This is a genomic window from Streptomyces bobili, from assembly GCF_002154575.1.
GTDB lineage: Bacteria > Actinomycetota > Actinomycetes > Streptomycetales > Streptomycetaceae > Streptomyces > Streptomyces bobili.
The window spans coordinates 1-24,078 of sequence record NZ_MUBA01000121.1; the positions used below are offsets into that span (position 1 = coordinate 1).

At 72.5% G+C, this 24,078-nt stretch carries 26 protein-coding genes; 12 read left to right on the forward strand and 14 right to left on the reverse strand.

What is annotated here, in order from left to right; translation table 11 throughout:
• The coding region (locus BZL64_RS10780; RefSeq protein ID WP_244205295.1) for an Lrp/AsnC family transcriptional regulator at window positions 1-378 on the reverse strand (378 nt) is incomplete at its 3' end.
• A gap of 78 nt (window positions 379-456) precedes the next feature.
• On the opposite strand from BZL64_RS10780, the gene BZL64_RS10785 reads away from it, so the two are divergent.
• Genes BZL64_RS10785 through BZL64_RS10800 form a run of 4 tightly spaced genes read left to right on the forward strand, consistent with a single transcriptional unit; the run spans window position 457 to window position 4,485 of the window.
• The gene (locus BZL64_RS10785; RefSeq protein WP_086768462.1) at window positions 457-1,206 is read left to right on the forward strand and encodes a LytR/AlgR family response regulator transcription factor; all 750 of its coding nucleotides are present in this window, start codon (window positions 457-459) and stop codon (window positions 1,204-1,206) included.
• Between the two features lie 2 nt (window positions 1,207-1,208).
• Entirely contained in the window at window positions 1,209-1,571 is a 363-nt protein-coding gene (locus BZL64_RS10790) for a hypothetical protein (RefSeq protein ID WP_086768558.1), read from the forward strand.
• Window positions 1,568-3,283 carry a sodium/solute symporter gene (locus tag BZL64_RS10795; protein ID WP_086768464.1) on the forward strand — a complete coding sequence of 572 codons (1,716 nt, stop codon included), beginning with the start codon at window positions 1,568-1,570 and terminating at the stop codon, window positions 3,281-3,283. The genes BZL64_RS10790 and BZL64_RS10795 overlap by 4 nt, the downstream gene beginning before the upstream one ends.
• Entirely contained in the window at window positions 3,280-4,485 is a 1,206-nt protein-coding gene (locus tag BZL64_RS10800) for a sensor histidine kinase (RefSeq protein WP_086768469.1), read from the forward strand. The genes BZL64_RS10795 and BZL64_RS10800 overlap by 4 nt, the downstream gene beginning before the upstream one ends.
• A gap of 12 nt (window positions 4,486-4,497) precedes the next feature.
• On the opposite strand, the gene BZL64_RS10805 is transcribed toward BZL64_RS10800, so the two are convergent.
• From BZL64_RS10805 to BZL64_RS10825, 5 genes are all read right to left on the reverse strand, one after another.
• Window positions 4,498-4,680, reverse strand: a complete 183-nt coding sequence (locus BZL64_RS10805; protein ID WP_086768560.1) for a hypothetical protein — start codon at window positions 4,678-4,680, stop codon at window positions 4,498-4,500.
• A 132-nt stretch (window positions 4,681-4,812) separates the two neighbouring features.
• Window positions 4,813-5,760, reverse strand: a complete 948-nt coding sequence (locus BZL64_RS10810; RefSeq protein ID WP_086768470.1) for a cytochrome c oxidase assembly protein — start codon at window positions 5,758-5,760, stop codon at window positions 4,813-4,815.
• A gap of 118 nt (window positions 5,761-5,878) precedes the next feature.
• A complete protein-coding gene (locus BZL64_RS10815; protein WP_086768472.1) occupies window positions 5,879-6,904 on the reverse strand; it encodes a 6-phosphofructokinase in 1,026 nt (341 codons plus the stop codon).
• Window positions 6,905-7,119: 215 nt separating this feature from the next.
• Window positions 7,120-7,848, reverse strand: a complete 729-nt coding sequence (locus tag BZL64_RS10820) for a type 1 glutamine amidotransferase (RefSeq protein ID WP_086768474.1) — start codon at window positions 7,846-7,848, stop codon at window positions 7,120-7,122.
• Between the two features lie 18 nt (window positions 7,849-7,866).
• Window positions 7,867-9,105 (reverse strand): Mur ligase family protein, encoded by a 1,239-nt coding sequence (locus BZL64_RS10825; protein ID WP_086768476.1) that lies wholly within the window; start codon window positions 9,103-9,105, stop codon window positions 7,867-7,869.
• A 158-nt stretch (window positions 9,106-9,263) separates the two neighbouring features.
• Between BZL64_RS10825 and def the strand changes: the two genes are divergently transcribed.
• Complete coding sequence (gene def / locus BZL64_RS10830) at window positions 9,264-9,803, forward strand: peptide deformylase (RefSeq protein ID WP_086768478.1); 540 nt, start codon at window positions 9,264-9,266, stop codon at window positions 9,801-9,803.
• A gap of 29 nt (window positions 9,804-9,832) precedes the next feature.
• On the opposite strand, the gene BZL64_RS10835 is transcribed toward def, so the two are convergent.
• Window positions 9,833-10,474, reverse strand: coding sequence for a TetR/AcrR family transcriptional regulator (locus tag BZL64_RS10835; protein WP_086768480.1), 642 nt, complete (start codon window positions 10,472-10,474; stop codon window positions 9,833-9,835).
• Between the two features lie 168 nt (window positions 10,475-10,642).
• Here BZL64_RS10835 and BZL64_RS10840 point away from each other — a divergent pair, with 168 nt between their 5' ends.
• Window positions 10,643-11,872, forward strand: a complete 1,230-nt coding sequence (locus BZL64_RS10840; protein ID WP_086768482.1) for an acyl-CoA dehydrogenase family protein — start codon at window positions 10,643-10,645, stop codon at window positions 11,870-11,872.
• Between the two features lie 47 nt (window positions 11,873-11,919).
• Here the strand turns inward: BZL64_RS10840 and BZL64_RS10845 are convergent, their stop codons facing one another.
• From BZL64_RS10845 to BZL64_RS10865, 5 genes are all read right to left on the reverse strand, one after another.
• Complete coding sequence (locus tag BZL64_RS10845) at window positions 11,920-12,156, reverse strand: DUF6213 family protein (protein ID WP_057580803.1); 237 nt, start codon at window positions 12,154-12,156, stop codon at window positions 11,920-11,922.
• 25 nt (window positions 12,157-12,181) lie between these two features.
• Complete coding sequence (locus tag BZL64_RS10850) at window positions 12,182-13,567, reverse strand: NADP-dependent succinic semialdehyde dehydrogenase (RefSeq protein ID WP_086768484.1); 1,386 nt, start codon at window positions 13,565-13,567, stop codon at window positions 12,182-12,184.
• A gap of 76 nt (window positions 13,568-13,643) precedes the next feature.
• Window positions 13,644-14,108 (reverse strand): NUDIX hydrolase, encoded by a 465-nt coding sequence (locus BZL64_RS10855; RefSeq protein ID WP_086768486.1) that lies wholly within the window; start codon window positions 14,106-14,108, stop codon window positions 13,644-13,646.
• Window positions 14,105-15,643, reverse strand: coding sequence for an ATP-dependent DNA ligase (locus BZL64_RS10860; protein ID WP_086768487.1), 1,539 nt, complete (start codon window positions 15,641-15,643; stop codon window positions 14,105-14,107). The genes BZL64_RS10855 and BZL64_RS10860 overlap by 4 nt, the downstream gene beginning before the upstream one ends.
• Window positions 15,644-15,672: 29 nt before the next feature.
• Window positions 15,673-16,620, reverse strand: coding sequence for an NAD(P)/FAD-dependent oxidoreductase (locus BZL64_RS10865; protein ID WP_086768489.1), 948 nt, complete (start codon window positions 16,618-16,620; stop codon window positions 15,673-15,675).
• Between the two features lie 78 nt (window positions 16,621-16,698).
• Here BZL64_RS10865 and BZL64_RS10870 point away from each other — a divergent pair, with 78 nt between their 5' ends.
• The 6 genes from BZL64_RS10870 (at window position 16,699) to BZL64_RS10895 (ending at window position 22,048) form a co-directional block, all read left to right on the forward strand.
• Entirely contained in the window at window positions 16,699-17,313 is a 615-nt protein-coding gene (locus tag BZL64_RS10870; protein WP_244205296.1) for a helix-turn-helix domain-containing protein, read from the forward strand.
• 117 nt (window positions 17,314-17,430) lie between these two features.
• Entirely contained in the window at window positions 17,431-18,402 is a 972-nt protein-coding gene (locus BZL64_RS10875; protein WP_086768491.1) for an NADPH:quinone oxidoreductase family protein, read from the forward strand.
• Window positions 18,399-19,580, forward strand: coding sequence for an acyl-CoA dehydrogenase family protein (locus BZL64_RS10880; protein WP_086768493.1), 1,182 nt, complete (start codon window positions 18,399-18,401; stop codon window positions 19,578-19,580). Before BZL64_RS10875 ends, BZL64_RS10880 begins: the two co-directional genes overlap by 4 nt.
• The gene (locus BZL64_RS10885; RefSeq protein WP_086768495.1) at window positions 19,577-20,650 is read left to right on the forward strand and encodes an acyl-CoA dehydrogenase family protein; all 1,074 of its coding nucleotides are present in this window, start codon (window positions 19,577-19,579) and stop codon (window positions 20,648-20,650) included. The genes BZL64_RS10880 and BZL64_RS10885 overlap by 4 nt, the downstream gene beginning before the upstream one ends.
• Before the next feature lie 174 nt (window positions 20,651-20,824).
• Window positions 20,825-21,709 carry a phosphatidylinositol-specific phospholipase C/glycerophosphodiester phosphodiesterase family protein gene (locus BZL64_RS10890; protein WP_086768497.1) on the forward strand — a complete coding sequence of 295 codons (885 nt, stop codon included), beginning with the start codon at window positions 20,825-20,827 and terminating at the stop codon, window positions 21,707-21,709.
• Window positions 21,710-21,853: 144 nt separating this feature from the next.
• The gene (locus BZL64_RS10895) at window positions 21,854-22,048 is read left to right on the forward strand and encodes a hypothetical protein (RefSeq protein ID WP_086768499.1); all 195 of its coding nucleotides are present in this window, start codon (window positions 21,854-21,856) and stop codon (window positions 22,046-22,048) included.
• Between the two features lie 48 nt (window positions 22,049-22,096).
• Here the strand turns inward: BZL64_RS10895 and BZL64_RS10900 are convergent, their stop codons facing one another.
• Both BZL64_RS10900 and BZL64_RS10905 read right to left on the reverse strand, forming a co-directional pair.
• Window positions 22,097-23,338 carry a phosphodiester glycosidase family protein gene (locus tag BZL64_RS10900; RefSeq protein ID WP_208639414.1) on the reverse strand — a complete coding sequence of 414 codons (1,242 nt, stop codon included), beginning with the start codon at window positions 23,336-23,338 and terminating at the stop codon, window positions 22,097-22,099.
• A 150-nt stretch (window positions 23,339-23,488) separates the two neighbouring features.
• Complete coding sequence (locus BZL64_RS10905; RefSeq protein ID WP_208639415.1) at window positions 23,489-24,031, reverse strand: GNAT family N-acetyltransferase; 543 nt, start codon at window positions 24,029-24,031, stop codon at window positions 23,489-23,491.
• Window positions 24,032-24,078 lie beyond the last annotated feature (47 nt).

Sequence of the window (24,078 nt, forward strand, 5' to 3'; positions counted from 1 at the left end):
GCCGTCGGCGCTGGGCTGGCGTACGGAGGCGTACGTGGAGGTGTACTGCGAGGGGGCCGCGCCGCCGCGGCGGCTCACGGAGGTGGTGCGCAACCATCCGGAGATCACCGCGGCGATGACGGTGACGGGCGGCGCGGCCCCCTCGCAGTACACCTCCACGTACGCCTCCGTACGCCAGCCCAGCGCCGACGGCTGCACCGTCGCCGTGAACCCGGTGATCACGCCGCTGTCCCGCAGCCGGTCCACCCGGCGCTTGACCGCGGTCGCCGACAGCCCGACCGCCGTGCCGATCTCGGCGAAGCTCGTCCTGGCATTCGCCATCAGCGCGGTGAGGATCTTCCGGTCGAGCTCGTCGAAAGGGGCGGGGCCGCTGTTCATGTGGGCACTGTATCCAGCGGATACGTCCGCACCCCGGTACATGTCCAGCCGTACGGATCGCCCCTACACTCCACCTTCATGCTGCGCGCCCTCGCCGTCGACGACGAACGCCCCTCACTGGAGGAGCTGCTCTACCTGCTCACCGCGGATCCCCGGATCGGGAGCGTGGAGGGCGCCGGTGACGCGACGGAGGCGCTGCGCCGGATCAACAGGGCCCTGGAGTCCGGCCCCGACGGCCCGGAGGCCATCGACGTCGTCTTCCTCGACATCCAGATGCCCGGCCTCGACGGCCTCGACCTGGCCCGGCTGCTCACCGGCTTCGCCCGACCGCCCCTGGTGGTGTTCGTCACCGCCCACGAGGACTTCGCCGTCCAGGCCTTCGACCTGAAGGCCGTCGACTACGTCCTCAAACCGGTCCGCAAGGAACGCCTCGCCGAGGCCGTCCGCCGCGCCGCCGAACAGCGCGGCGCCGCCCCCCGCATCCCCGTCCACGAACCCGACCCCGACCAGATACCCGTCGAGCTGGGCGGGGTGACCCGGTTCGTCCCCGTCGACGACATCACCCACGTGGAGGCCCAGGGCGACTACGCCCGCCTGCACACCGACCGCGGCAGCCACCTCGTCCGCATCCCGCTGTCCACCCTGGAGGAGCGCTGGCGCGCCCGCGGCTTCGTCCGCATCCACCGCCGCCACCTCGTCGCCCTGCGCCACATAGGCGAACTCCGGCTGGACGCCGGCACCGTCAGCGTCGTCGTCGGCGGCGAGGAACTCCAGGTCAGCCGCCGCCACGCCCGCGAACTGCGGGACCTGCTGATGAGGAGGCCGTGACGGTGCCCCAGCAGGACCCCGCCGAGCGCCGCGTCGTCGTCACCGGCCCGCCCCGCCGCACCCGACGTACCTCCGGCTACTACCGCCCGCGCACCGAGATCGACGAGCAGACCACCCTCGGCCACACCTACGTCCGCTCCCTCATGCGCACCCAGCTGCGCGCCGCCCTCACCGTGTTCGCCGTCCTCGTCCTGCTGGTCGGCCCGCTGCCCCTGCTGTTCGCGGCGATGCCCGACGCCCGCCGCCTGGAGTGGGCGGTCCTCGGCTTCGGCCTGTACGCCCCGCTGGTGCTCCTCGCCCGCTGGTACGTCCGCCGCGCCGAACGCAACGAACGCGACCTCGTGCGCCTGGTCGAGGACCGATGAACTCCACGTTCGCCGTCCCCGCCGTCGCCCTCGTCGTCGTGGCGACCGTCCTCGTCGGCGCCTTCGGCCTGCGCATCTCCCGCACGACCTCCGACTTCTACGTCGCCTCCCGCACGGTCGGCCCCCGCCTCAACGCCGCCGCCATCAGCGGCGAGTACCTCTCCGCGGCCTCCTTCCTCGGCATCGCGGGACTGGTCCTCGTACAGGGCCCGGACATGCTCTGGTACCCGGTCGGCTACACCGCCGGCTACCTGGTCCTGCTGCTCTTCGTCGCCGCCCCGCTGCGCCGCTCCGGCGCCTACACCCTCCCCGACTTCGCCGAGGCCCGCCTCGCCTCCCAGGCGGTACGGAGGCTCGCAGGCGCCTTCGTCGTCGGCGTCGGCTGGCTCTATCTGCTGCCCCAGCTCCAGGGCGCCGGACTGACCCTGACCGTGCTGACCGGGGCGCCCGACTCCCTCGGCGGACTCATCGTCGCCGTCGTGGTCGTCGCGACCGTCGCCGCCGGCGGCATGCGCAGCATCACCTTCGTGCAGGCCTTCCAGTACTGGCTCAAGCTCACCGCCCTCCTCGTCCCCGCCCTCTTCCTGATCCTCGCCTGGCAGGCCGACGGCGCGCCCCGGCACGTCTTCGAGGAGCCGCCCGCCTTCCGCGACCAGCGGGCCGTCCGCGTCGACACCACCCTCGACCTGCTGCTGGACCGGCCCCTGACCGTGACGGTGACCGGCACGGTCGACGGCCACCGCCACGAGGAGGCCGCCCTCAGCCTCCCCGCCGGCACCCACCGCATCGAACAGGGCACCCGCCTCGGCTTCACCCCCGGCACCCCCGTCCCCACCGCCGAACGCGGCAGCAACGGCGGCATGTCCACCAGCCTCGCCGCAGGTCGGGAGGAACGCCCGCTGTACGCCACGTACGGCCTGATCCTCGCCACCTTCCTCGGCACGATGGGCCTGCCGCACGTCGTCGTCCGCTTCTACACCAGTCCGCACGGTGTCGCCGCCCGCCGCACCACCGTCGCCGTCCTGGCCCTGATCGGCGCCTTCTACCTGCTGCCGCCCGTCTACGGCGCCCTCGGCCGCATCTACGCCCCGGAGCTGGCCCTCACCGGCGACGCCTACGCGGCCGTCCTGCTGCTGCCCGACCGCATGATCGGCGGCCTCGGCGGCGACCTCCTCGGCGCGCTGGTCGCGGGCGGCGCCTTCGCTGCGTTCCTGTCCACCGCGTCGGGCCTGACCATGGCCGTCGCGGGCGTCCTCACCCAGGACGTCCTGCCCACCCGCGGCGTACGGCACTTCCGGCTGGGCACCGGTCTCGCCATGGCCGTACCGCTCGCCGCGAGCCTGCTGGTGGGCGGGCTGCCCGTCGCCGACGCGGTGGGGCTCGCCTTCGCCGTGTCCGCGTCCTCGTTCTGCCCGCTGCTCGTCCTAGGCATCTGGTGGCGCCGGCTGACCCCGCCGGGCGCCGCCGCCGGGATGCTGGTGGGCGGCGGCTCGGCCTTCGTCGCCGTCGCCGCGACCATGGCGGGGCTGCCCGTCACGGGCGGCCTGCACGCCCTGCTGGCCTGGCCCGCCCTGTGGTCGGTCCCGTTGGGTTTCCTCACCATGATCCTGGTGTCCCTGGCCACCCCGGGCCGCGTCCCGGCCGGTACGGCGTCGATCCTGGCCCGCTTCCATCTGCCGGAGGAACTGCGGGCGGCGGAGGTCAAGGCATGAGCGGCTTCCTCGCGGGCCTGTGCATCGCGATCCTGCCCTGCCTCGCCGTCGGCTTCTGGCTGGGCCGGCGCACCGCCCGCCCGCAGAGCCTCGGCGACCTCGGCACACCCGTCGAGCACGCCACCTTCCAGACCCTGCACACCGCCTCCCTCGCCGCCCCGCCGCTGCGCGCCGGCCTCACCGAGGAGACGGCCCGCAAGTCCGCCGGCCGGCTGCGCACCCTGCTCGGCACGGACGCACTCTGCCTCACGGACCGCGAACAGCTCCTGGCCTGGGACGGCGTGGGCGCCCACCACCGCACGGAGATCATGGCCCGGCTGGCCGGCCCGCTCGACACCGGCCGCGGCGAGGCCTTCCCGCTCACCTGCGACGCCCCCGACTGCCCGGTCCGCTGGGCCGTGCTCACCCCGCTGACCGTCGACGACCGGGTGCACGGCGCCCTCGTCGTCTGCGCGCCGCGTGAGTCGGCCGTGCTGGTCCGGGCCGCGGGCGAGGTGGCCCGCTGGGTGAGCGTCCAGCTCGAGCTGGCCGACCTCGACGACTCCCGCACCCGCCTCATCGAGGCCGAGATCAAGGCCCTGCGCGCGCAGATCTCCCCGCACTTCATCTTCAACTCGCTGGCGGTGATCGCCTCGTTCGTCCGTACCGACCCGGAGCGGGCCCGCGAGCTGCTCCTGGAGTTCGCCGACTTCACCCGCTACTCGTTCCGCCGGCACGGCGACTTCACCACCCTCGCCGACGAACTGCACGCCATCGACCACTATCTGGCACTGGTCAGGGCCCGCTTCGGCGACCGCCTCTCCGTCACCCTCCAGATAGCGCCGGAGGTCCTTCCGGTGGCCCTGCCCTTCCTCTGCCTCCAGCCGCTGGTGGAGAACGCCGTCAAGCACGGCCTGGAGGGCAAGGCCGACAAGTGCCATATCCAGATCACCGCCCAGGACGCCGGCGCCGAGGCCCTGGTCGTCATCGAGGACGACGGCGCGGGCATGGACCCGGCCCTGCTGCGCCGCATCCTGGCCGGCGAGGTCAGTCCGTCCGGCGGCATCGGCCTGTCCAACGTCGACGACCGGCTCCGCCAGGTGTACGGCGACGACCACGGCCTGGTGATCGAGACCGCGCCCGGAGCGGGCATGAGGATCAGCGCCCGGCTGCCGAAGTACCAGCCGGGCGTCCACTCGGCGGCCCGCCTGACACCGGGCTGAGCCGCCCGGTCATCACGTCGTGCGCATGGCGACCATCGCGAGGGTGATCAGCCCGAGCACGACCCAGCCGAACCACAGCCAGCCGTTGCTGCCGAGCGCCACCGTGTAGGCGGTCACCGCGACGAGGCCGCCGATGGTGAGCACCCCCATGGTCTTCGTGGAACTGTCCGCCGAACCGTTCATGGACCGGGGCATCGCGACACCCTCCTCCGGCACACCCCCCACAGGGTGTGTCCCCCTCCATGGTGCCCTGGTTCCGGCCCTTCAGCCCCGGCGAACGCCCAACGGCGTCAACGGTGCCCACGGCATCCGGTCAACGGCGTCCGGTCAACGGCGTCCGCTCAGCGAGGCCAGGTAGGCGTTGTACGCCTCCAGCTCCTTGTCACCGTCACGGTCGGCGGCCCGGTCCTGGCGCTTGGCCTGCCGCTGCTCGGAGCCGTACCACTGGAACAGCAGCGCGATCAGCACCAGCACCGACGGGATCTCGCTGAACGCCCAGGCGATACCGCCGGCCGCGTTCTGGTCGGCGAGGGCGTCGATGCCGAGGGAGGCGGGCGGGTTCTCGAACGTCTTCACCATCGGCGTGGACGCCATCATCAGCGCGATGCCGAAGAACGCGTGGAACGGCATTCCGGCGAACAGCTCCAGCATCCGCATCAGGTAGCCCGGCCGGTTCGGCCCCGGGTCCACGCCCATGATCGGCCAGAAGAACACCACGCCGACGGCGAGGAAGTGCACCATCATCGCCGCGTGCCCGAGGTCCGAGCCCATCAGGAAGTCGAAGATCGGCGTGAAGTACAGCGCGTACAGGCTCGCGATGAACAAGGGGATCGTGAACGCGGGATGCGTGACGATCCGCATGTACCAGCTGTGCAGCAGCATCAGCAGCAGCTCACGCGGCCCCTTGCGGCCCTTGCCCGCGGTGGGCAGGGCGCGCAGCGCCAGGGTGACCGGGGCGCCGAGCAGGAGCAGGATCGGCGACAGCATGCTGATCACCATGTGCTGCACCATGTGCACGCTGAACATGACCATGCCGTAGTCGTTCAGCCTCGTGCACATCACCAGCATGATCGTCAGTACGCCGACGACGAACGCCACCGTCCGCCCCGCCGACCACGCGTCCCCGCGCCGCCGCAGCCGCACGACACCCCAGGCGTACAGCCCGAGCGCGGCCAGACAGGCGACGAGGAAGAACGGGTCCGGTGACCACTGAAGACCCCGCCCCAGCGTGAACGGCGGCAGATCCATGGTCATGCCGTGCCCGCTGTGATCCATCCGCCGGCTCCTGATTCGTGGGGGGTTGTACGTTTCCTGCGCCCCAAGACTAGAACCGCCCCCGGCGACTCACGTCACCGGGGGCAGAGACAGGGGCACCCACGAGGAGCCCGGAAGGCTAGAGCACGCACTCCGCTTCGGCGTACCGGTCCTCGGGCACCGTCTTCAGCGTTTCGACGGCCTCCGCGAGTTCCACCATCACGATGTCCGTCCCGCGCAGGGCCGTCATCTTCCCGAACTCGCCCCGGTGCACGGCCTCCACCGCGTGCCACCCGAACCGGGTGGCGAGCACCCGGTCGTACGCGGTGGGCGTGCCGCCCCGCTGGACGTGCCCGAGGATCACCGGCCGGGCCTCCTTGCCGAGCCGCTGCTCCAGCTCGATGGAGAGCTGCCGGGCGATCCCGGCGAACCGCTCGTGCCCGTAGATGTCCTTGCCGCCCTCGTCGAAGGCCATCGAGCCGGGCGCCGGCTTGGCCCCCTCCGCGACGACGACGATGGCGAACCGCTTGCCGGCCTCGAACCGCTCGCCGACCCGCCGGGCCAGCTCCTCGATGTCGAAGGGACGCTCCGGTACGACGATGGCGTGGGCGCCGGCCGCCATGCCGGAGTGCAGCGCTATCCAGCCGGTGTGCCGCCCCATGACCTCCACGACGAGGACCCGCTGGTGGGACTCGGCGGTGGTCTTGAGCCGGTCGAGCGCCTCGGTGGCGACACCGACGGCGGTGTCGAAGCCGAAGGTCACGTCGGTGACGGCGATGTCGTTGTCGATGGTCTTCGGCACGCCGACGATGGGCAGGCCGCTGTCCGACATCAGCCGGGCCGCCTTGAGCGTGCCCTCACCGCCGATCGGGATGATGGCGTCGAGGCCGAGTTCCTCGACGTGTCCGCGGGCCCGCTCCACGCCGTCCCGCAACTGGGAGGGCTGGACGCGGGAGGAGCCGAGGATCGTGCCGCCGCGGGCGAGGATGCCGCCCACCGCGTCGAGGTCGAGTTTGAGGTAGTCGCACTCCAGGAGGCCCTTCCAGCCGTCCCGGAAGCCGATGACCTCGTCGCCGTGGTCCACGACGGCACGGTGCACGACGGACCGGATGACGGCGTTCAGGCCGGGGCAGTCGCCGCCGGACGTGAGGACACCAATGCGCATAGCCCGAACAACCTTCTCCACGTGGGCCGGATCCGGACCGCATTGTCCGGCTCGATCCCCGCCACCCTAGCGGCAGGAGGGGGCGGGGCCGAAGCGCACGTCCGCCTGCTGGACGTGCCTGCTCACCTGTGCGGACGTACCGTCATTCGGGCTGCTGGCGGCACCCCGAAGATCGGGTGAACACACAGGTCACGCGGGCTGCCGCGGAGCGCCTGCTAGGCGGGCTGCTGCGCGGACGCGATGCGCTCGCTGCGCAGGGCCTCGTACCAGCGGTCGTCGGTCGGCGGGAGCGCGTTCACATCGAGCGCCAGCTTCAGCAGCAGATCCGCGATGAGCGGGTTGCGGGCCAGTACCGGACCGTGCATGTAGGTGCCGAAGACGGTGTCGTTGTACGCGCCCTCGGTGCCGTCGCCCGTGCCGTTGCCCTTGCCGATCTGGACGCGGGCGAGCGGGCGGGCGGTCGGGCCGAGGTGGGTGATGCCCTGGTGGTTCTCGAAGCCGGTGAGCGAGGGCAGCCCGAGACGCGGGTCGATGTCCGCGAGGACGTCGCCGACACAGCGCTCGCCCTCACCGCGGGTCGTGGTGACGTCGAGCAGACCGAGGCCGGGCTCGCGCTGACCGAGGTCGTTGACGAACTCGTGGCCCAGGATCTGGTAGCCGGCGCACACCGCGAACACGATCGCGCCGTTCTGCACCGCCTGGTACAGGTGCCCGTCCCGGCGCAGCCGCTCGGCGGCCAGCCGCTGCGGCCGGTCCTCACCGCCGCCGATCAGGTAGATGTCGCCGGAGGTCGGGATCGGCTGGTCGCTGCGCACGTCCAGCCGGGCCACGTCGAGCCCGCGCTGCCGCGCCCGCCGCTCCACGACCAGGACGTTGCCCTGGTCGCCGTAGGTGCTGAGCAGGTCCGGGTAGATCCAGACGACCCGCAGTTGGTTGTCACTCATCACGTGAAGCTCCTCGGGTCAGTTGCCGACGCGGCGGCGCAGGTCCTGGAATGCGGTGTAGTTCGCGATGACCTCGATACGGCCGGGCGGCGCCAGCTGCACGGCCTGGTCGACGTTCTCGCACACCTGGAAGTGCTGGTTGGCCACCTCGAGCCGCACGGCGAGGTCCAGCTTGCGGTCACCGACGACGAAGATCGGGTGGCCGGTCAGCCGGGTGTAGTCGACGTCCCAGAGCCAGGAGGTGTCGGTGCCGTCGGCGCCGCGCGCGTTCACCGAGAGGATGACCGGCGTGGGCGGCGGATCGATCAGGCTGAACGTCTCCAGCCAGCCCGCCGGGTTCTTCGCCAGCAGCAGGCGCAGGTCGCGCTGCATGAACTGGACGACGTCGTAGCGTCCGGCGACGGCCTGCACCTGGTACATCCGCTCCAGCGCGACCTGCGGCGGCACGCCGAACACGGCGACGACGGCGGCCGAGGAGGCGGCGTTGGCCTTGTTGGCGCGGCCCGGCAGCTGGAGGTGGATCGGCCAGGCGGAGCCGTGCGGGTCGAGGACGTGGTCGCCGGAGAGCGCCCAGCTCGGCGTCGGCCGCCGGAACCCGCACTCGCCGCAGAACCAGTCGTCGCCGGGGCGCTGCATCACACCGCCGCAGGACGGGCAGGACCAGGCGTCGTCCTTCCACATCTGCCCGGCGGCGACCCAGATCACGTTGGGGGAGGAGGACGCGGCCCACACCACCAGGGGATCGTCGGCGTTGGCGATGACGACGGCCTTGGAACCGGCCAGTCCCTCGCGCCAGTTCTCGGCGAGCATGCGGGTCTCGGCGGCGCGGTCCAGCTGGTCGCGCGAGAGGTTGAGCAGCGCGATGCACTTGGGCGCGGTGTCGCGGGCGACCCCGGCGAGGTACTTCTCGTCGACCTCGATCACGGCGTACTTGGCGTCCGAGCCGCCCGCGAGCGCCGAGGTGATGCCGGCGGGCATGTTCGCGCCGAGCGCGTTGGAGACGACCGGGCCCGCGGCCCCCAGGGCCTCCGCGATGAGACGGGTGGTCGTGGTCTTGCCGTTGGTCGCCGAGACGAGGATGACATCCAGGTTCTGGGCGAGCCGGGCGAGGAGGTCGGGGTCGAGTTTCAGCGCCACCCGGCCGCCGATCACCGAACCGCTGCCGCGTCCCGCGGCCCGCGATGCCGCAGCGACCGCCTTGCCCGCGGTCACGGCGATCTTGGCCCGCGGCGTGAGCGGGTCCGAGTTGCCTGCCATCAGTTCTCGATCCTCCTTGCGTACGCGCCGCGCCTGAAGCCTGACGGCAACGTGGTAGGTGGTCAGCCTATCGAGATCCATTCACAGTCCCGAATCCCGGCACCGTCTCACGCTGCGCACGGCATGCGCGTGTCAGAAAGGACCGTACCCTTGCCGCCATGCGACAAGGTTCCATCCCGGGCGCCCACGGGCGCGTCCGGCCCCTCACCCTGCTCGGTGATCCGGTCCTGCGGCAACCCTGCGCGGAGGTCACCGAGTTCGGTCCGGAACTGGCCCGTCTCGTCGAGGACCTCTTCGCCACGATGTACGCGGCCGAGGGCGTGGGCCTCGCCGCCAACCAAGTCGGCGAGGCCTTGCGGGTGTTCGTCTACGACTGCCCCGACGACGAGGACGTCCGCCACCTCGGCCATCTCGTCAACCCACGCCTGGTGGACGCCGACGGTGTGGTGATCCGCGGCCCGGAGGGCTGTCTGTCCCTGCCGGGCCTGGAAGCGGGGACGGAACGCTACGACCACGCGCTCGTCGAGGGGTTCACGGTGACGGGCGAACCGGTCACGGTCCACGGGACGGGATTCTTTGCCAGATGCTTGCAGCACGAATGCGACCACCTGGAGGGGCGGGTGTACGCGGACCGCGTTCAGGGCTGGCGCAAACGGCGGCTGACGCGCCAGGTGGCGCGGGCCTCCTGGAGCGGGTGAGCGGACGCATCCGGGGGCGCGGGGCCGGGTCAGAACCCGGGACCGCCCACCTTGTCGCCCGCGGCGGCGAGGCGGCCCCACAGCAGATCGGCGAGGCTGCGCACCAGCTCGGCGCGGGAGCAGGGCCGTTCACCCAGCCACCAGTCCCCGGCCGCGTGCATCATCCCGACGAGCCCGTGTCCCCAGACACGGGCGAGCTGTTGGGTGCCGGGGCCGAGGTCGAGCCGCTCCTCGATGACCTGGGCCAGCTCCTCGCCCATCCGCCGCAGCACGGGGGCCGAGTGCTTGCCGACGTCGAAACCCTGCTCGCCGGGGGCGCCGTCCGACGGGTGCATCAGGAAGCGGTAGACCTGAGGGCGGGCCTCGATGGCCGCGAGGTAGGTGTCCAGCGTGGCCTCGACCCGCTCCCGGCGTTCGGCGGGAGCGTCCAGCGCGGCCCGCAGCGAGGCGAGCAGCGCGTCGGTGTGCCGCTTGGCGAGAGCGGCGTACAGTCCGCCCTTGTCGCCGAAGTGGCGGTAGAGGATGGGCTTGGTGATGCCGGCCTCCGCCGCGATGGCGTTCATGGAGGCCTGGGGCCCGTCGCGGAGCACCACTCTGTCGGCGGCCTCCAGCAGTTCACGCCGGCGGCGGTCGGCGGACCTCTGCTGCTCGGTCCGCTGTGTGGTGTCCATGTGCTCTCCCCACCCGTGGTGATTCGGTGACGCCTGCGCAAACTAACACCTGACGGCGGCCCGACATCGAACGGGCTGCCGAGCTGTCATCAGGAGTTGACTTTTCCTACCGACCGGTAACAGACTCGTGTTACCGCTAGTAACACACGTTCCGCCACTGGAGGGGACATGGCCGAGTTCACCATGGAGCTCAACGACGAACAGAAGGAGGTCCGGGACTGGCTGCACGGCTTCGCGGCCGACGTCATCCGCCCCGCGGCCGCCGAATGGGACGAGCGTGAGGAGACTCCCTGGCCGGTCATCCAGGAGGCCGCGAAGGTCGGCATCTACTCCCTCGACTTCTACGCCCAGCAGTACTTCGACCCTACGGGCCTCGGTATCCCGATGGCGATGGAAGAGCTGTTCTGGGGAGACGCCGGCATCGCCCTCTCCATCGTCGGCACCGGCCTCGCCGCCGTCGGCGTCCTCGCCAACGGCACCGAGGAACAGATCGGCACCTGGATCCCCCAGATGTACGGCGACCCGGCCGACGTCAAGGTGGCCGCCTTCTGCTCCTCGGAGCCCGACGCCGGCTCCGACGTCGCCTCCATGCGCACGCGTGCCGTGTACGACGAGGCCAAGGACGAGTGGGTGATCAACGGCACGAAGACCTGGGCGACCAACGGCGGCATCGCCAACGTCCACGTGGTCGTCGCGGTCGTCGATCCGGACCTGGGCTCCAAGGGGCACGCCTCCTTCATCGTCCCGCCGGGCACGCCCGGTCTCGCCCAGGGCCAGAAGTTCAAGAAGCACGGCATCCGCGCCTCGCACACCGCCGAGGTGATCCTCGACCAGGTGCGCGTCCCCGGCTCCTGCCTGCTCGGCGGCAAGCAGAAGCTCGACGAGCGGCTGGCGCGGGCACGCGAGCGGGCCAAGGCCGGCGGCGGCGAGCGCGTGAAGAACGCCGCGATGGCGACGTTCGAGGCCTCGCGGCCGGCGGTCGGCGCGATGGCCGTGGGCACGGCCCGCGCGGCGTACGAGGTCGCCCTCGACTACGCGAAGACGCGCGAGCAGTTCGGCCGCCCGATCATCGACAACCAGGGTGTCGCCTTCCAGCTCGCGGACATGCGCACCCAGATCGACGCGGCGCGGCTGCTGGTGTGGCGCGCGTCCTGGATGGCGGTCAACGGCCGCCCGTTCACCGCGGCCGAGGGCTCCATGTCGAAGCTGTACGCCAGCGAGACGGCGAAGACGGTGACGGCCCAGGCCGTCCAGATCCTCGGCGGCAACGGCTACACGCGGGAGTACCCGGTGGAGCGGATGCACAGGGACAGCGCCATCTACACCATCTTCGAGGGCACGAGCGAGATCCAGCGGCTGGTGATCGCGCGGACCCTGTCGGGGATGCCGATCCGGTAGCGGCCGGTAGCGGGCTGGGGGCGGCTGGGCGTCGGACCGTATCGGCTTTACGGCGCCCCGCCGCTGCTGTGCGCGATGCACGCCACGTCGATGCGGTCGGCCAGCTTCGCGAGTTCGATGGTCAGCGCGGCGACCGTGTCCTCGTCCAGCCCCTCCGCCCCGGCCTCGACGAGATGCAGCCACCGGCCGCCCAGCGTGCGGAGCAGCTTGCTCACGTCGGCCGCGGCCACCTGGAGGGTCCCGCGGTCATCGACGATCAGAGGCAGAGTCACTTCGCGGTTCACAACCGGGATCGTAGCCGCGCCGCGCTCACGCACCGTGCCAAACCGTGGTGATGTTGCAGAACTCCCGGATTCCGTGCCCGGACAGCTCACGCCCGTACCCGGACCGTTTCACCCCGCCGAACGGGAACGCCGGATGGGACGCGGTCATCCCGTTGACGTACACCCCGCCCGCCTCCAGATCCCGTACAAAACGGTCCACCTCGGCCGCCTCGCGGGTCCATACGTTGGAACTCAGGCCGAAGGGGGAGTCGTTGGCGATGAGCACCGCCTCGTCAAGGTCGGCCGCCCGGTACAGGGTCGCCACCGGCCCGAAGGCCTCCTCGCGGTGGATGCGCATCTCGCGGCCGAGGCCGGCGAGGACGGTCGGGGGGTAGTACCAGCCGGGCCCGTCGGGACGTTCGCCCCCGCACAGCACCGTGGCGCCGCCGCGCCGGGCGTCGTCGACGAGTTCCTCCAGGTCGGCGCGGCCCTGCTCGCTCGCGAGCGGACCGACCTGCGTCTCCTCCTCCAGCGGGTCGCCGACCTTCAGCGCCTTCATCCCCTCGGTGAAACGTTCGGTGAAGCGGTCGTACACGTCCGAGTGGACGATGAACCGCTTGGCGGCGATGCACGACTGCCCGTTGTTCTGCACGCGCGCGGTCACCGCGACCTCGGCCGCCCGGTCGACGTCCGCGGAGGGCATGACGACGAACGGGTCGCTGCCGCCCAGCTCCAGCACCGTCTTCTTGACCATCTCGCCCGCGGTGGAGGCGACCGCGCGGCCCGCGGGCTCGCTGCCGGTCAGGGTGGCCGCCTTGATCCGCTCGTCGCGCAGGATCTCGTCGACCGCCCCGGAACCGATCAGCAGGGTCTGGAAGCAGCCCTCGGTGAAGCCGGCCCGGTGGAAGAGGTCCTCCAGGTAGAGGGCGGTCTGCGGGACGTTCGAGGCGTGCTTGAGCAGGCCGACGTTGCCCGCCATCAGCGCGGGCGCGGCGAAGCGGACGACCTGCCACAGCGGGAAGTTCCACGGCATCACCGCGAGCACCGGGCCGAGCGGCCGGTAGCGGACCAGGGCGTGCGAGGCGCCGGAGTCCTTGACGTCGGACTCGGCGGGCCGCTCGTCGGCGAGGAGTTCCGGCGCGTGCTCGGCGTACCAGCGCATGGCCTTGGCGCACTTCGCCGCCTCGGCGCGTGCCTGCCGCACCGGCTTGCCCATCTCGGTGGTCATCACGCGGGCGATCTCCGCCCGGTCCTCGTCCAGGAGGTCGGCGGCCCGGTTCAGCAGCCGGGCGCGGTCGGCGAACGCCGTCGTGCGGTACGTGCGGAACGTGGCCTCGGCGAGGCGGAGCCGGCGTTCGAGCTCCTCCTCGTCCATGGCCTCGTACGTCTTGAGCGTCTCGCCGTTCGCCGGGTTCACCGTCGCGATGGGCATGACCGACCTCCTGGAGTGCTGGCTGTGCTTCGACCTTCGCGCGTCGCGGTGGGACCCGCAACGCGGGCGCGTCCGCTCAGCCCGAGTGCTCCGCGAGCCGGTCGAGAAACGCGGCCTGCGCCTTCACGATCAGCTCGCGCGCCCGCTCCAGGCCGTACCAGGCGACCCGGTCCAGCTCGGGGAACTCCTCGGTCCGCCCCGAGCGCGGCGGCCACTCCATGACGAAGGTGCCGGGCTCGATCGCCGCCGGGTCGAGGTCCGCCTCGATCGCCCAGGCCGTCACGATCTTGCCGTTGGTCTGCCGGACCTCCCCGAGCGCGAACGCCTCGCCGTCCGGCGGCGCCACCCCCAGCTCCTCCCGGAACTCGCGGCGGGCTGCCTCCCAGGCCGGCTCGTCGGGCTCGTACTCGCCCTTGGGCACGGTCCAGGCACCCGCGTCCTTCTTCGCGAAGTACGGGCCGCCCATATGCCCCAGCAACACCTGCGGACCGTCGGCGGTGTGCCGGAACAACAGCAGTCCCGCGCTGCGCCGCGCCGTCACGGCCGTACCTCCGGGTGGGCGGCGAGCAGGGTCTCCACGGTGTCCGCCTCCTCGGGGCGCTTGTCCTCGCGGTAGCGGACCACGCGGGCGAAGCGCAGGGTCACCCCGGCCGGATAGCGGGTGGAGCGCTGGAGGCCGTCGTAGGCGATCTCCACGACGAGTTCGGGGCGTACGGTCACCACCCAGCCGTCGTCCTCGACGGCCAGCTCCTGGAGGCGGCCGGTCTGCCAGGTGAGCATGGCGTCGGTCATGCCCTTGAAGGTCTTGCCGAGCATCGCGAAGCCGCCGTCGGCGGTGCGGGCGCCGAGGTGAAGGTTGGAGAGCTTGCCGGTGCGCCGGCCGTGACCCCGCTCGGCGGCCAGGACCACCAGGTCGAGCGTGTGCACGGGCTTGAACTTCAGCCAGGACGCGCCGCGCCGGCCCGCGCTGTAGGGCGCGTCGAGGGACTTCACGACCACGCCCTCATGGCCCCTGGCCAGCGTCTCCTCCAGGAAGTCCTCGGCCGCCTGGAGGTCGGCCTCGCCCGCCAGGACCGTCCGGCGCACCCGCATCGGCTCGGGCACCAGCCGGGCCAGCTCCGCGTGCCGCTCGAAGAAGGGCAGGTCGAGCAGGTCCCGGCCGTCGACCGACAGCGCGTCGAAGAAGACGGGCGAGACGGGGACCGCCGCGGCGGCCGTGGCCACGTCCGCCCGGGAGCCGACCCGGCCCGCGGTCTCCTGGAAGGAACGCGGCCGGCCGGCGTCGTCGAGGGCGATGACCTCGCCGTCCAGGATGAACCGTTCGCCGTTCAACCCCATTGCCGCCGAGGTGAGTTCGGGCAGCCGGTCGGTGATGTCGTCGAGGGTGCGGGTGTAGACCCGTACGGTGTCGCCGTCCCGGTGGACCTGGACGCGGATGCCGTCCAGCTTCTCCTCCACCGCGCAGGCGCCCAGCTTGCCGACGGCCTCGGCCACCGAGGACGCGGTGTGCGCGAGCATCGGCAGCACCGGGCGGCCGACCGTGAGCCGGAACCGTTCCAGTGCCGCCGGCCCGTCCGTGAGCAGCGCCTCGGCCACCGTCCGGAGCGACCCGGCCAGCATGACCGCCCGGCGCACGTCCGCCGGGGGAGCGGCGGTCGCCTCCGCGAGGCCCTCCACCGCCACCGCGTCCAGGGCGCCCTGCCGGACCTCGCCGGTGATCAGGGCGATCAGGAAACGCTGCTCGTCCTCAGTGGCCGCGCCCATCAACTCGCCGACCAGACGAGCCCGTTCGGCCTGGGATCCGGGGCCCGACAGTGCGCCCAGCGCGGTGAGCCGGGCGTCCACCTCGCGTACGGTCAGGGTCGGCGCGGCGGCCGGGGCGACCGGGCGGCTCAGCGCCTTCCAGCCGATGCCGAGCCGCCCCTGCGGGAGCCGTCCGGCGAGATACGGGATCACGATCGGCACGTCCTGCGCCTGTGCGTCCCGGAACAGCGCGGCGAGCAGAGCGATCTTGCGGGAGCGCGCCGAGGTGGCGGCGACCTCGCGGGACACATCGGCGAGCCGGGTCAGCAGCATGCAGCCATGGTGCAACGCCGGCGTGGCGACTACACCTGGACGGCGGCGTCCAGATCGTTCAGCAGCAGCTCCCCGTTGATCGCGGCGCCCGCACGGTAGCCACGGCTCGCCGCGTTGATCACCTGCTCCGCGAAGCCGGAGGCGTTGCCCGCCGCCCACAGGCCCGGCACGGTGGTCAGGCCCCGGCCGTCCACCACCGGGTAGACGCCGAACGGTGTCTCGGTCATCTCGGCGCCCAGCCGTGCCAACAGGTCGGTCCGCGGCACCGCCCTGGGCGCGACGAACAGCGTCTCGCGGGCGTGCGCGCTCCCGTCCCCCAGCCGGACCCCGGTGAGCCGGTCGTCCTCCACGACCAGCCCGGCCACCTCGCCGGGTACCACCCGGACACCGGCCGCCGCGAGCCGGCGCAGGTCGTCGGCGGACAGCTCCGCCTCGGTCACCGTGTGCAGGAACAGCGTCACGTCCTTCGACCACTGGGTCACGATCAGCGCCTGGTGCACGCTCATCGGGCTGGTGGCGAGCACCCCGAAGGCCTGGTCGCGGACCTCCCAGCCGTGGCAGTACGGGCAGTGCAGCACATCGCGTCCGAACCGCTCGGCGAGCCCCTCGACCGGGGGCAGCTCGTCCTTCAGGCCGGTGGCGACGACGAGCTGCCGGGCCCGCACGGTCCGGCCGCCCGCCAGCGTCACCGTGAAACCGTCGTCCCGAGTGGCGTCCACGGCCCGGTCCCGGACCAGCTCCACGCCGTACCGGGCGATCTCCTCGCGCCCGGTGGCCAGGAACTCGGCCGGGGACATGCCGTCCCGCGACAGATAGCCCTGCATGTGGGCGGCGGGCGCGTTGCGCGGCTCGCCCGCGTCGACGACCAGGGTGCGGCGCCGGGACCGGCCCAGCACCAGGCCCGCGGACAGGCCCGCGGCGCCGCCGCCGATGACGATCACTTCGTAGCTGTCCGCGAGTGCGGTGTTCTCGGTCATGTGTGACCACCTCCACGTCCACCGTCACGCCACACTGCCGTATTGACAAACAAGTTTGCCGAAACTGCAATGGGATCCATGAGTGACGACGGCAGGGCGGATGACGTGGACGGCGTCGACGACGACATGGACACCGTGCTCGCCGAGGTCGGGCCCCGGCTGCGCCGGATCCGCAAGGAACGCGGCGCCACGCTGGCGGGGCTGTCCGAGGCGACCGGTATCTCGGTGAGCACGCTGTCCCGGCTGGAGTCCGGACTGCGCAGGCCCAGCCTGGAGCTGCTGCTGCCGATCGCGCGGGCCCACGAGGTGGCGCTGGACGAACTGGTGGGCGCGCCGTCGGTGCGCGACCCGCGGGTCCGGGCCCAGCCGATCGTCCGGCACGGCCGCACCCACTGGCCGCTGACCCGCCAGCCCGGCGGCCTCCAGGCGTTCAAGGTGCTGGAACCGCAGCGCACGGGCGACCCGGACCCCCGGACGCACGAGGGGTACGAGTGGCTGTACGTGCTGTCCGGGCGGCTGCGGCTGGTGCTGGGCGAGCACGACGTGGTGCTGTCGGCGGGGGAGGCCGCCGAGTTCGACACGCGGGTGCCGCACTGGTTCGGGTCGACGGGGGAGGGGCCGGTGGAGTTCCTCAGCCTCTTCGGACCGCAGGGCGAGCGGATGCATGTGCGGGCGCGGCCCAAGGGGGCGTGACGCATCCGACGCGTCCGCAGTCCGGCCTGTTGCCCGCCGGCTGTTCCCTGAACGGCAAGCGACCGCTTAGTATGCGATCGACCCCGGTCAGACGACGCAGTCCCGTGGAGGCTCCGCATGCAGGCATGGCAGGTGCACGAGAACGGCGAGCCGAGCGAGGTGATGCGGCTCTCGGACGTCGAGCGGCCCACGCCCGGCGAGGGCCAGACCCTGCTCAAGGTGCGCGCCGCGAACATCAACTTCCCGGACGTGCTCATGGTCCGCGGCCACTACCAGGTCAGGCCGCCGCTGCCGTTCACGCCGGGCGTGGAGATCTGCGGCGAGACCGAGGACGGCCGCCGCGTCATCGCCAACCCCGCGCTGCCGTACGGCGGTTTCGCCGAGTACGCCGTCGCGGACACCGCCGCCCTGCTGCAGGCGCCGGACTCGCTGGACGACGCGGAGGCCGCCGCGCTGCACATCGGCTACCAGACGGGCTGGTTCGGCCTGCACCGCCGGGCCCGGCTGGAGGCCGGTGAGACGCTCCTCGTGCACGCCGCGGCGGGCGGGGTCGGCAGCGCCGCCGTACAGCTCGGCAAGGCCGCCGGCGCCACCGTCATCGGCGTCGTCGGCGGGCCCGACAAGGCGGCCGTCGCCCGCGAGCTGGGCTGCGACGTGGTGATCGACCGGCGCGCCGAGGACGTGGTCGGCGCAGTCAAGGAGGCCACCGGCGGCCGGGGCGCCGACGTGATCTACGACCCGGTCGGCGGCGAGGCCTACACCCAGTCCGCCAAGGTCGTCGCCTTCGAGGGCCGCATCGTGGTCGTCGGCTTCGCGAGCGGGACGATCCCCAGCCCCTCCCTCAACCACGCCCTGGTGAAGAACTACTCGATCCTCGGCCTGCACTGGGGCCTGTACAACACCAAGAACCCCAAGCTGGTCCAGCACTGCCACGAGCAGCTCACCGACCTGGCCGCCCGTGGCGTGATCAAGCCGCTGGTGAGTGAGCGCGTGCCGCTGGACGGGGCCGCCGCCGCCGTCCAGCGCGTCGCCGACGGTGTCACCACCGGCCGGGTCGCCGTCGTACCGCAGAACGGAGCCGCCGTATGACCGACGCAGCCGAACTCCGGCGCCGCACCGCAGAGTTGCTGGCCGCCCACCCGCCGGCCGGCACCGACCCGCTCGACTTCCTCAGGGCCCGTTTCGACGCCGGCCTGGCCTGGGTGCACTACCCCGAAGGGCTCGGCGGGCTCGGCGCCCCCCGTTCCCTCCAGGCCGTCGTGGACGCCGAGCTGGAGGCCGCGGGCGCCCCCGACAACGATCCCCGGCGCATCGGCATCGGCCTGGGCATGGCCGCGCCGACGATCCTCCAGTACGGCACCGAGGAGCAGAAACGGCGCTTCCTGCGGCCCCTGTGGACCGGCGAGGAGGTCTGGTGCCAGCTCTTCAGCGAGCCCGGCGCCGGCTCCGACCTGGCCGCCCTGGGCACCCGCGCCGTCCGGGAGGGCGAGGACTGGGTCGTCAACGGGCAGAAGGTGTGGACGTCCAGCGCCCATGTCGCCCGCTGGGCCATCCTCATCGCGCGCACCGACCCGGACGTGCCCAAGCACCGGGGCATCACGTACTTCGTGTGCGACATGAGCGACCCCGGCGTCGAGGTGCGCCCGCTGCGGCAGATCACCGGCGAGGCCGAGTTCAACGAGGTCTTCCTCACCGGCGTCCGCATCCCCGACGCCCACCGCCTCGGCGAGGTCGGCGACGGCTGGCGGGTCGCGCAGACCACGCTCAACAACGAGCGCGTCGCCATCGGCGGCATGCGACTGCCCCGCGAGGGCGGCATGATCGGCCCCGCCGCCAGGACCTGGCGCGAGCGTCCCGGACTGCGCACCCACGACCTGCACCAGCGGCTCCTGAAGCTGTGGGTCGAGGCCGAGGTCTCCCGGCTCACCGCCGAACGGCTGCGCCAGCAGCTCGTCGCCGGCCAGCCCGGACCCGAGGGCGCCGGCATGAAGCTCGCCTTCGCCCGCCTCAACCAGGAGATCAGCGGCCTGGAGGTGGAACTCCTGGGCGAGGAGGGCCTGTCGTACGACGACTGGACCATGCGCCGGCCCGACTTCGTCGACTTCACCGGCCGCGAGGCGGGCTACCGCTACCTGCGTTCCAAGGGCAACAGCATCGAGGGCGGGACCACCGAGGTCCTGCTGAACATCGTCGCCGAGCGCGTGCTGGGTCTGCCCACCGAGCCGCGCACCGACAAGGACGTCGCCTGGAAGGACCTGGCCCGATGACCGATCTGCTCTACACCGAGGAGGAAGAGGCCCTCCGCGCCGCGGTCCGCGATCTGCTCGGCGACCACTGCGACGCGGCCGGCGTGATCGCCCGCACCGAGTCGGACGCCCCGCACGACCTCCGGCTGTGGAAGGCCCTCACCGACAAGATGGGGCTCGCCGGTCTGCTGGTCCCCGAGGGGCTGGGCGGCCAGGGCGCCACCCACCGCGAGGCGGCCGTCGTCCTGGAGGAACTGGGCCGCGCGGTCGCCCCCGTTCCGTACCTGACGAGCGCCGTCGTCGCCACCGAGGCGCTGCTCGCCTGCGGCTCCGACGACCTGCTCGCCGGGCTCTCGCAGGGCACGACGGTCGCCGCGCTCGCCGTCGGCCTGCACACCGCGCCCGGCGCCGCCTTCCCGTCCGTACGGCTGGAGGACGGCCGCCTGCACGGTGAGCTGACCGGCATCGCCGACGCGGCCTTCGCCGACCTGCTCCTCGTGCCCGCGGACGACGGCGGGCTGTACGCGGTCGAGGCCGCCGCCGCGACCGTCACCCCGCAGGTGTCCTTCGACCTGACCCGGCCGCTCGCCACGGTGACCCTCGCCGGGGTGTCCGGCCGCCGGCTCGGGGACGCCGCCCCCGCCGTACGCCGAGCCCTGCGCACCGGCGCCGGACTGCTCGCCTCCGAGCAACTCGGTGTCGCCGAATGGGCGTTGACCGAGACCGTGCGCTACCTGAAGGACCGCAAGCAGTTCAACCGGCCCGTCGGCGGCTTCCAGGCGCTCAAGCACCGGCTCGCCCAGCTGTGGCTGGAGGTCGTCAACCTGCGGGCCGCCGCCCGGGGTGCGGCCGACGCGCTCACGACCGGCGAGGACGCCGACGTGGCCGTCGCCGTGGCCCAGGCGTACGCCGCGTCCGTCGCCGTCCACGCCGCCGAGGAGGCGGTCCAGCTGCACGGCGGCCTCGGGATGACCTGGGAGCACCCGGCCCACCTGTACCTGAAGCGGGCGAAGGCCGACTCGATCGCCTACGGCACCGCGGGCGCCCACCGCGACACCCTGGCCGGACTCGTCGACCTGCCCGCTCCCTGACGGTCCCTCACCGGTGAAGCCCGCCCCACCTGGGGCGGGCTATTCCGTGCGCTCGCGCGGAAGGAGTGAACACCCGGCGGCAGTCCGGCCAACTACTGGCATGTACAGGTTCATAGCGGCCCGGCCGGACTCATACTCCCTGTGGTTCAGACCCGTCCCACAGGGAGGCAGAGCATGGCCCTCATCACCCGCCGCAGAGCCCTCACCACGGCCGGCGCCGCCCTCACGGCAGTGCTCGCGCCGCCCGCCGGCAGCGCCTTCGCCGGTGGACACAAGCTCCCCTCCGCCGACGAACGGAAGCCCCGCCCGCACCCGTTGTGGCACGCCCACGCCCACAACGACTACGAGCACCCCCGCCCCCTGCTCGACGCCCTCGACCACCGCTTCGGCAGCGTCGAGGCCGACATCTTCCTCGTCGACGGCCAACTCCTCGTCGCCCACGACCCGGTGGACCTCGACCCGACCCGCACCCTCGAATCCCTCTACCTCGCCCCGCTCGCCGCCCGCGTCAGGGCCAACGGCGGAACCGTCCACCGGGGTTCGCGCACTCCGCTGCAACTGCTGATCGACATCAAGACCGAGGGCTCCTCGACGTACCTCGAACTCGACCGCCGACTGCGCCGCTACAAGCACCTGTTCACCACCTACGACCACGGCCGGGTGCGCCGCGGCCCGGTCACCGCCGTCATCTCCGGCGACCGTGCCGCCCGGCCGCCGATGACGGCACAGACCGTCCGCCGCGCCTTCTACGACGGACGTCTCGCCGACCTCGGCTCCACCGACGCCTCCTTCGCCTCCCTGATCAGCGACAACTGGACGCTCAACTTCACCTGGCGGGGCGTCGGCGCCTTCCCCGACGCGGAACGGCAGAAGCTGCGCGCCATCGTCGGGGCCGCGCACGACCGCGGGCAGAAGGTCCGCTTCTGGGCCACGCCCGACCTCGAGGGCCCGGCCCGTGACGCGCTGTGGGGCGAACTCTTCGATGCCGGTGTCGACTACCTCAACACCGACGACCTGGCAGGCCTGGAGGCCTTCCTGGACGCCCGCGGGACGGCGTAACCGCGTCCGATCTCCCGGGCCGCTCATCCCGGCCGATCCGGGAACCACTCGTTCGGAGGACAGGTCAGCCGCACGGACGAACCCTCCGCTACGCCACACTTGCGGCCGAATGCCGCGAAAGCGGACGTGGCGGAGGAGGTTGACGTGGCCGTTTCCATTTCCGTGGTGCTGTTGCTGCTGATCCTGGCGGTGATCTTCCTGCGCAGCGGCGGGCTGAAGGTGTCGCACGCGCTGGTCTGCCTGCTGCTCGGCTTCTTCCTGGCCGGCACGAGCATGGCCCCCACCATCCAGAGCGGCCTCACGGCGACCGCCGACATCGTCAGCAGCCTGCGGCCGTGAGGCCCCCGCGGGATCACCGGCCGAACGGCCCCTGGGTGAGGGCACCTTTCACCGCGTGAACACCCCGATGCCGTTGGGCACGGCACGTTCCGTGCCGTCGGAGGGATGGTTGCGCACCGACACCCTGGCCGCGCCCGGCGCGCGCGCCACCAGCGTCGAGGATCCGCCGCCGTCCAGGCTGAATCCCTCGGTCGCACCGAGGCTCTTGAGGGCGGCGGCGACCTCGGCGATCGTCAGCCCCCTGCGGTACGCGGGCGCGCCGTCCACGGCGAACAGCAGCACGCGCTGTCCGCCGTTCGCGATGCCCGCCGCGGTGCGTACCGCGGAGGTCCGCGTGTCCAGGCCCGGCAGCGGCTTCCCGCCGGTGAGCACCGGATAGCCGCCGAGGGCGAAGCGGTAGGCGCGCCGCGAGGCGGCCGTCAGGTCGTACCGCACCGACACCCGCTGCCCCTCGACCAGTGTCCGCAGACGCTGCGCCCCCGCCTCCCGGCCGACGAGCACCGTCACGCCCGCCGCGATGGGGCCGCTGCCCGGTCCGGCCGACCCCGACACCACCCGGCCCCGCTTCACCGTCACCTCGTAGGTGCGGGTGGCGCACGGCGCGGCCCGGTCGGTGTCGGTGCCGCAGGTGGCCCGCGCCCGCGAGACGCCGCCCCAGTCGGACGTGTACGCGCCGATGGAGTTCTCCGCCAGCGCGTACTGGTTGAGCCCGCGCAGCGGCAGCCGTCGGCCCAGGGTGGTGACCGTGCCGGTCAGGGCCAGGCTGTCCAGCCGGGCCCGCCCGTCACCGCTCACCCCGAGCACGTCGTCGGTGTCCGTACCCGGAGGCAGTTGCGGGCCGAACCGCTGCCCCGTCGGGACGGCGGCCTTGAGCACCTTGCCGTTCGCGATCGCCGGACCCACGCTCGCGCCGGTCGCGACGACGCCCGGATGCTGTGCCTCCGTGATGTTGAAGAAGTCGCCGTTGATGCCGGCGACGGCCTTCTGCGCGGTGGCCTGCAGGGAGAGGGGGGCGCGGGACGCGACCTTCCCCGGATACAGCAGGCCCAGACGCACGCGGGTGTCGGTGAGGTCGACGGCGAGCACGTGCACGCGCGTCACACCGGCCCCCGCCGTCAGGTCGTACTGCCGGTACACCACACCGGATGAGATCGTGGTCCCCGTACGCGTCCCGGTCGCCGCGCCGGCCGGTGCCGCCCCCGTCAGGGCCGCACCGGCCAGCGTGCCGAGCGCCGTCAGCAGGGTCAGTGTCTCCCTGCGCGTACGGGACCAACTATGACTAGGTGTCACATACTCCCCTGTCTCACCTGGGCGGCCACTTTCTCACGCGGGTGGGGAGTGCGGCGGCGAGGTGGGGGTGGGCCCCACGGAACGGGTGAGATAAGGCGCGAATCCGGGTGTCATCCCGTCATCCCGGCACCCACGGCGCCCGGTTCCGTGCTAGCCGGTCCGCACGGCGTGCTCCGGTGCGGCGAAGCAGCGCAGGGAGACCACCTGGCCGGGACCCCATCGCTGGTCCACGAGGCCCAGGTGCTGCCAGCCGAGCCGGGCGTAGAAGGCCGCGGCCGGGTCGGCGGCCACCACGTCCAGCACCGGGTGCAGCCCGCGAGAGCGCGCCTGTGCGACCGCCCGCTCCATGAGGGCCGCTCCGCCGCCGAGCCCGCGCGCCTCGGGCGCCACGAACAGCCGGTTGACGCAGACCGCGGGCACCCCGCCGCCGCGCGCCGCCCACAACTGCGCTGCGGGATCGCCGCCCTCGCCCCGGCACAGCGCCACATGTCCGACGATCCGTCCGTCCCGTTCGGCCACCCAGGCCGCCAGGAGAGCCGGCGGGGTGAGCCAGGCGGCGGGCTCGGCGGGCCAGTTGACCGGGTAGCGGCTGTGCGCGTGCACCAGCGCCAGGGCGTCCACACAGTCGTCCAGGTCGGCCGGCACACGCGGCCGGACGGAGAGCGCCGGCGTCGCGGCGGGGGCGGAGGTCACCGCCGTATGCAAGCACGCCGCCACGCGATCGCGGGCGCCGGGACGAG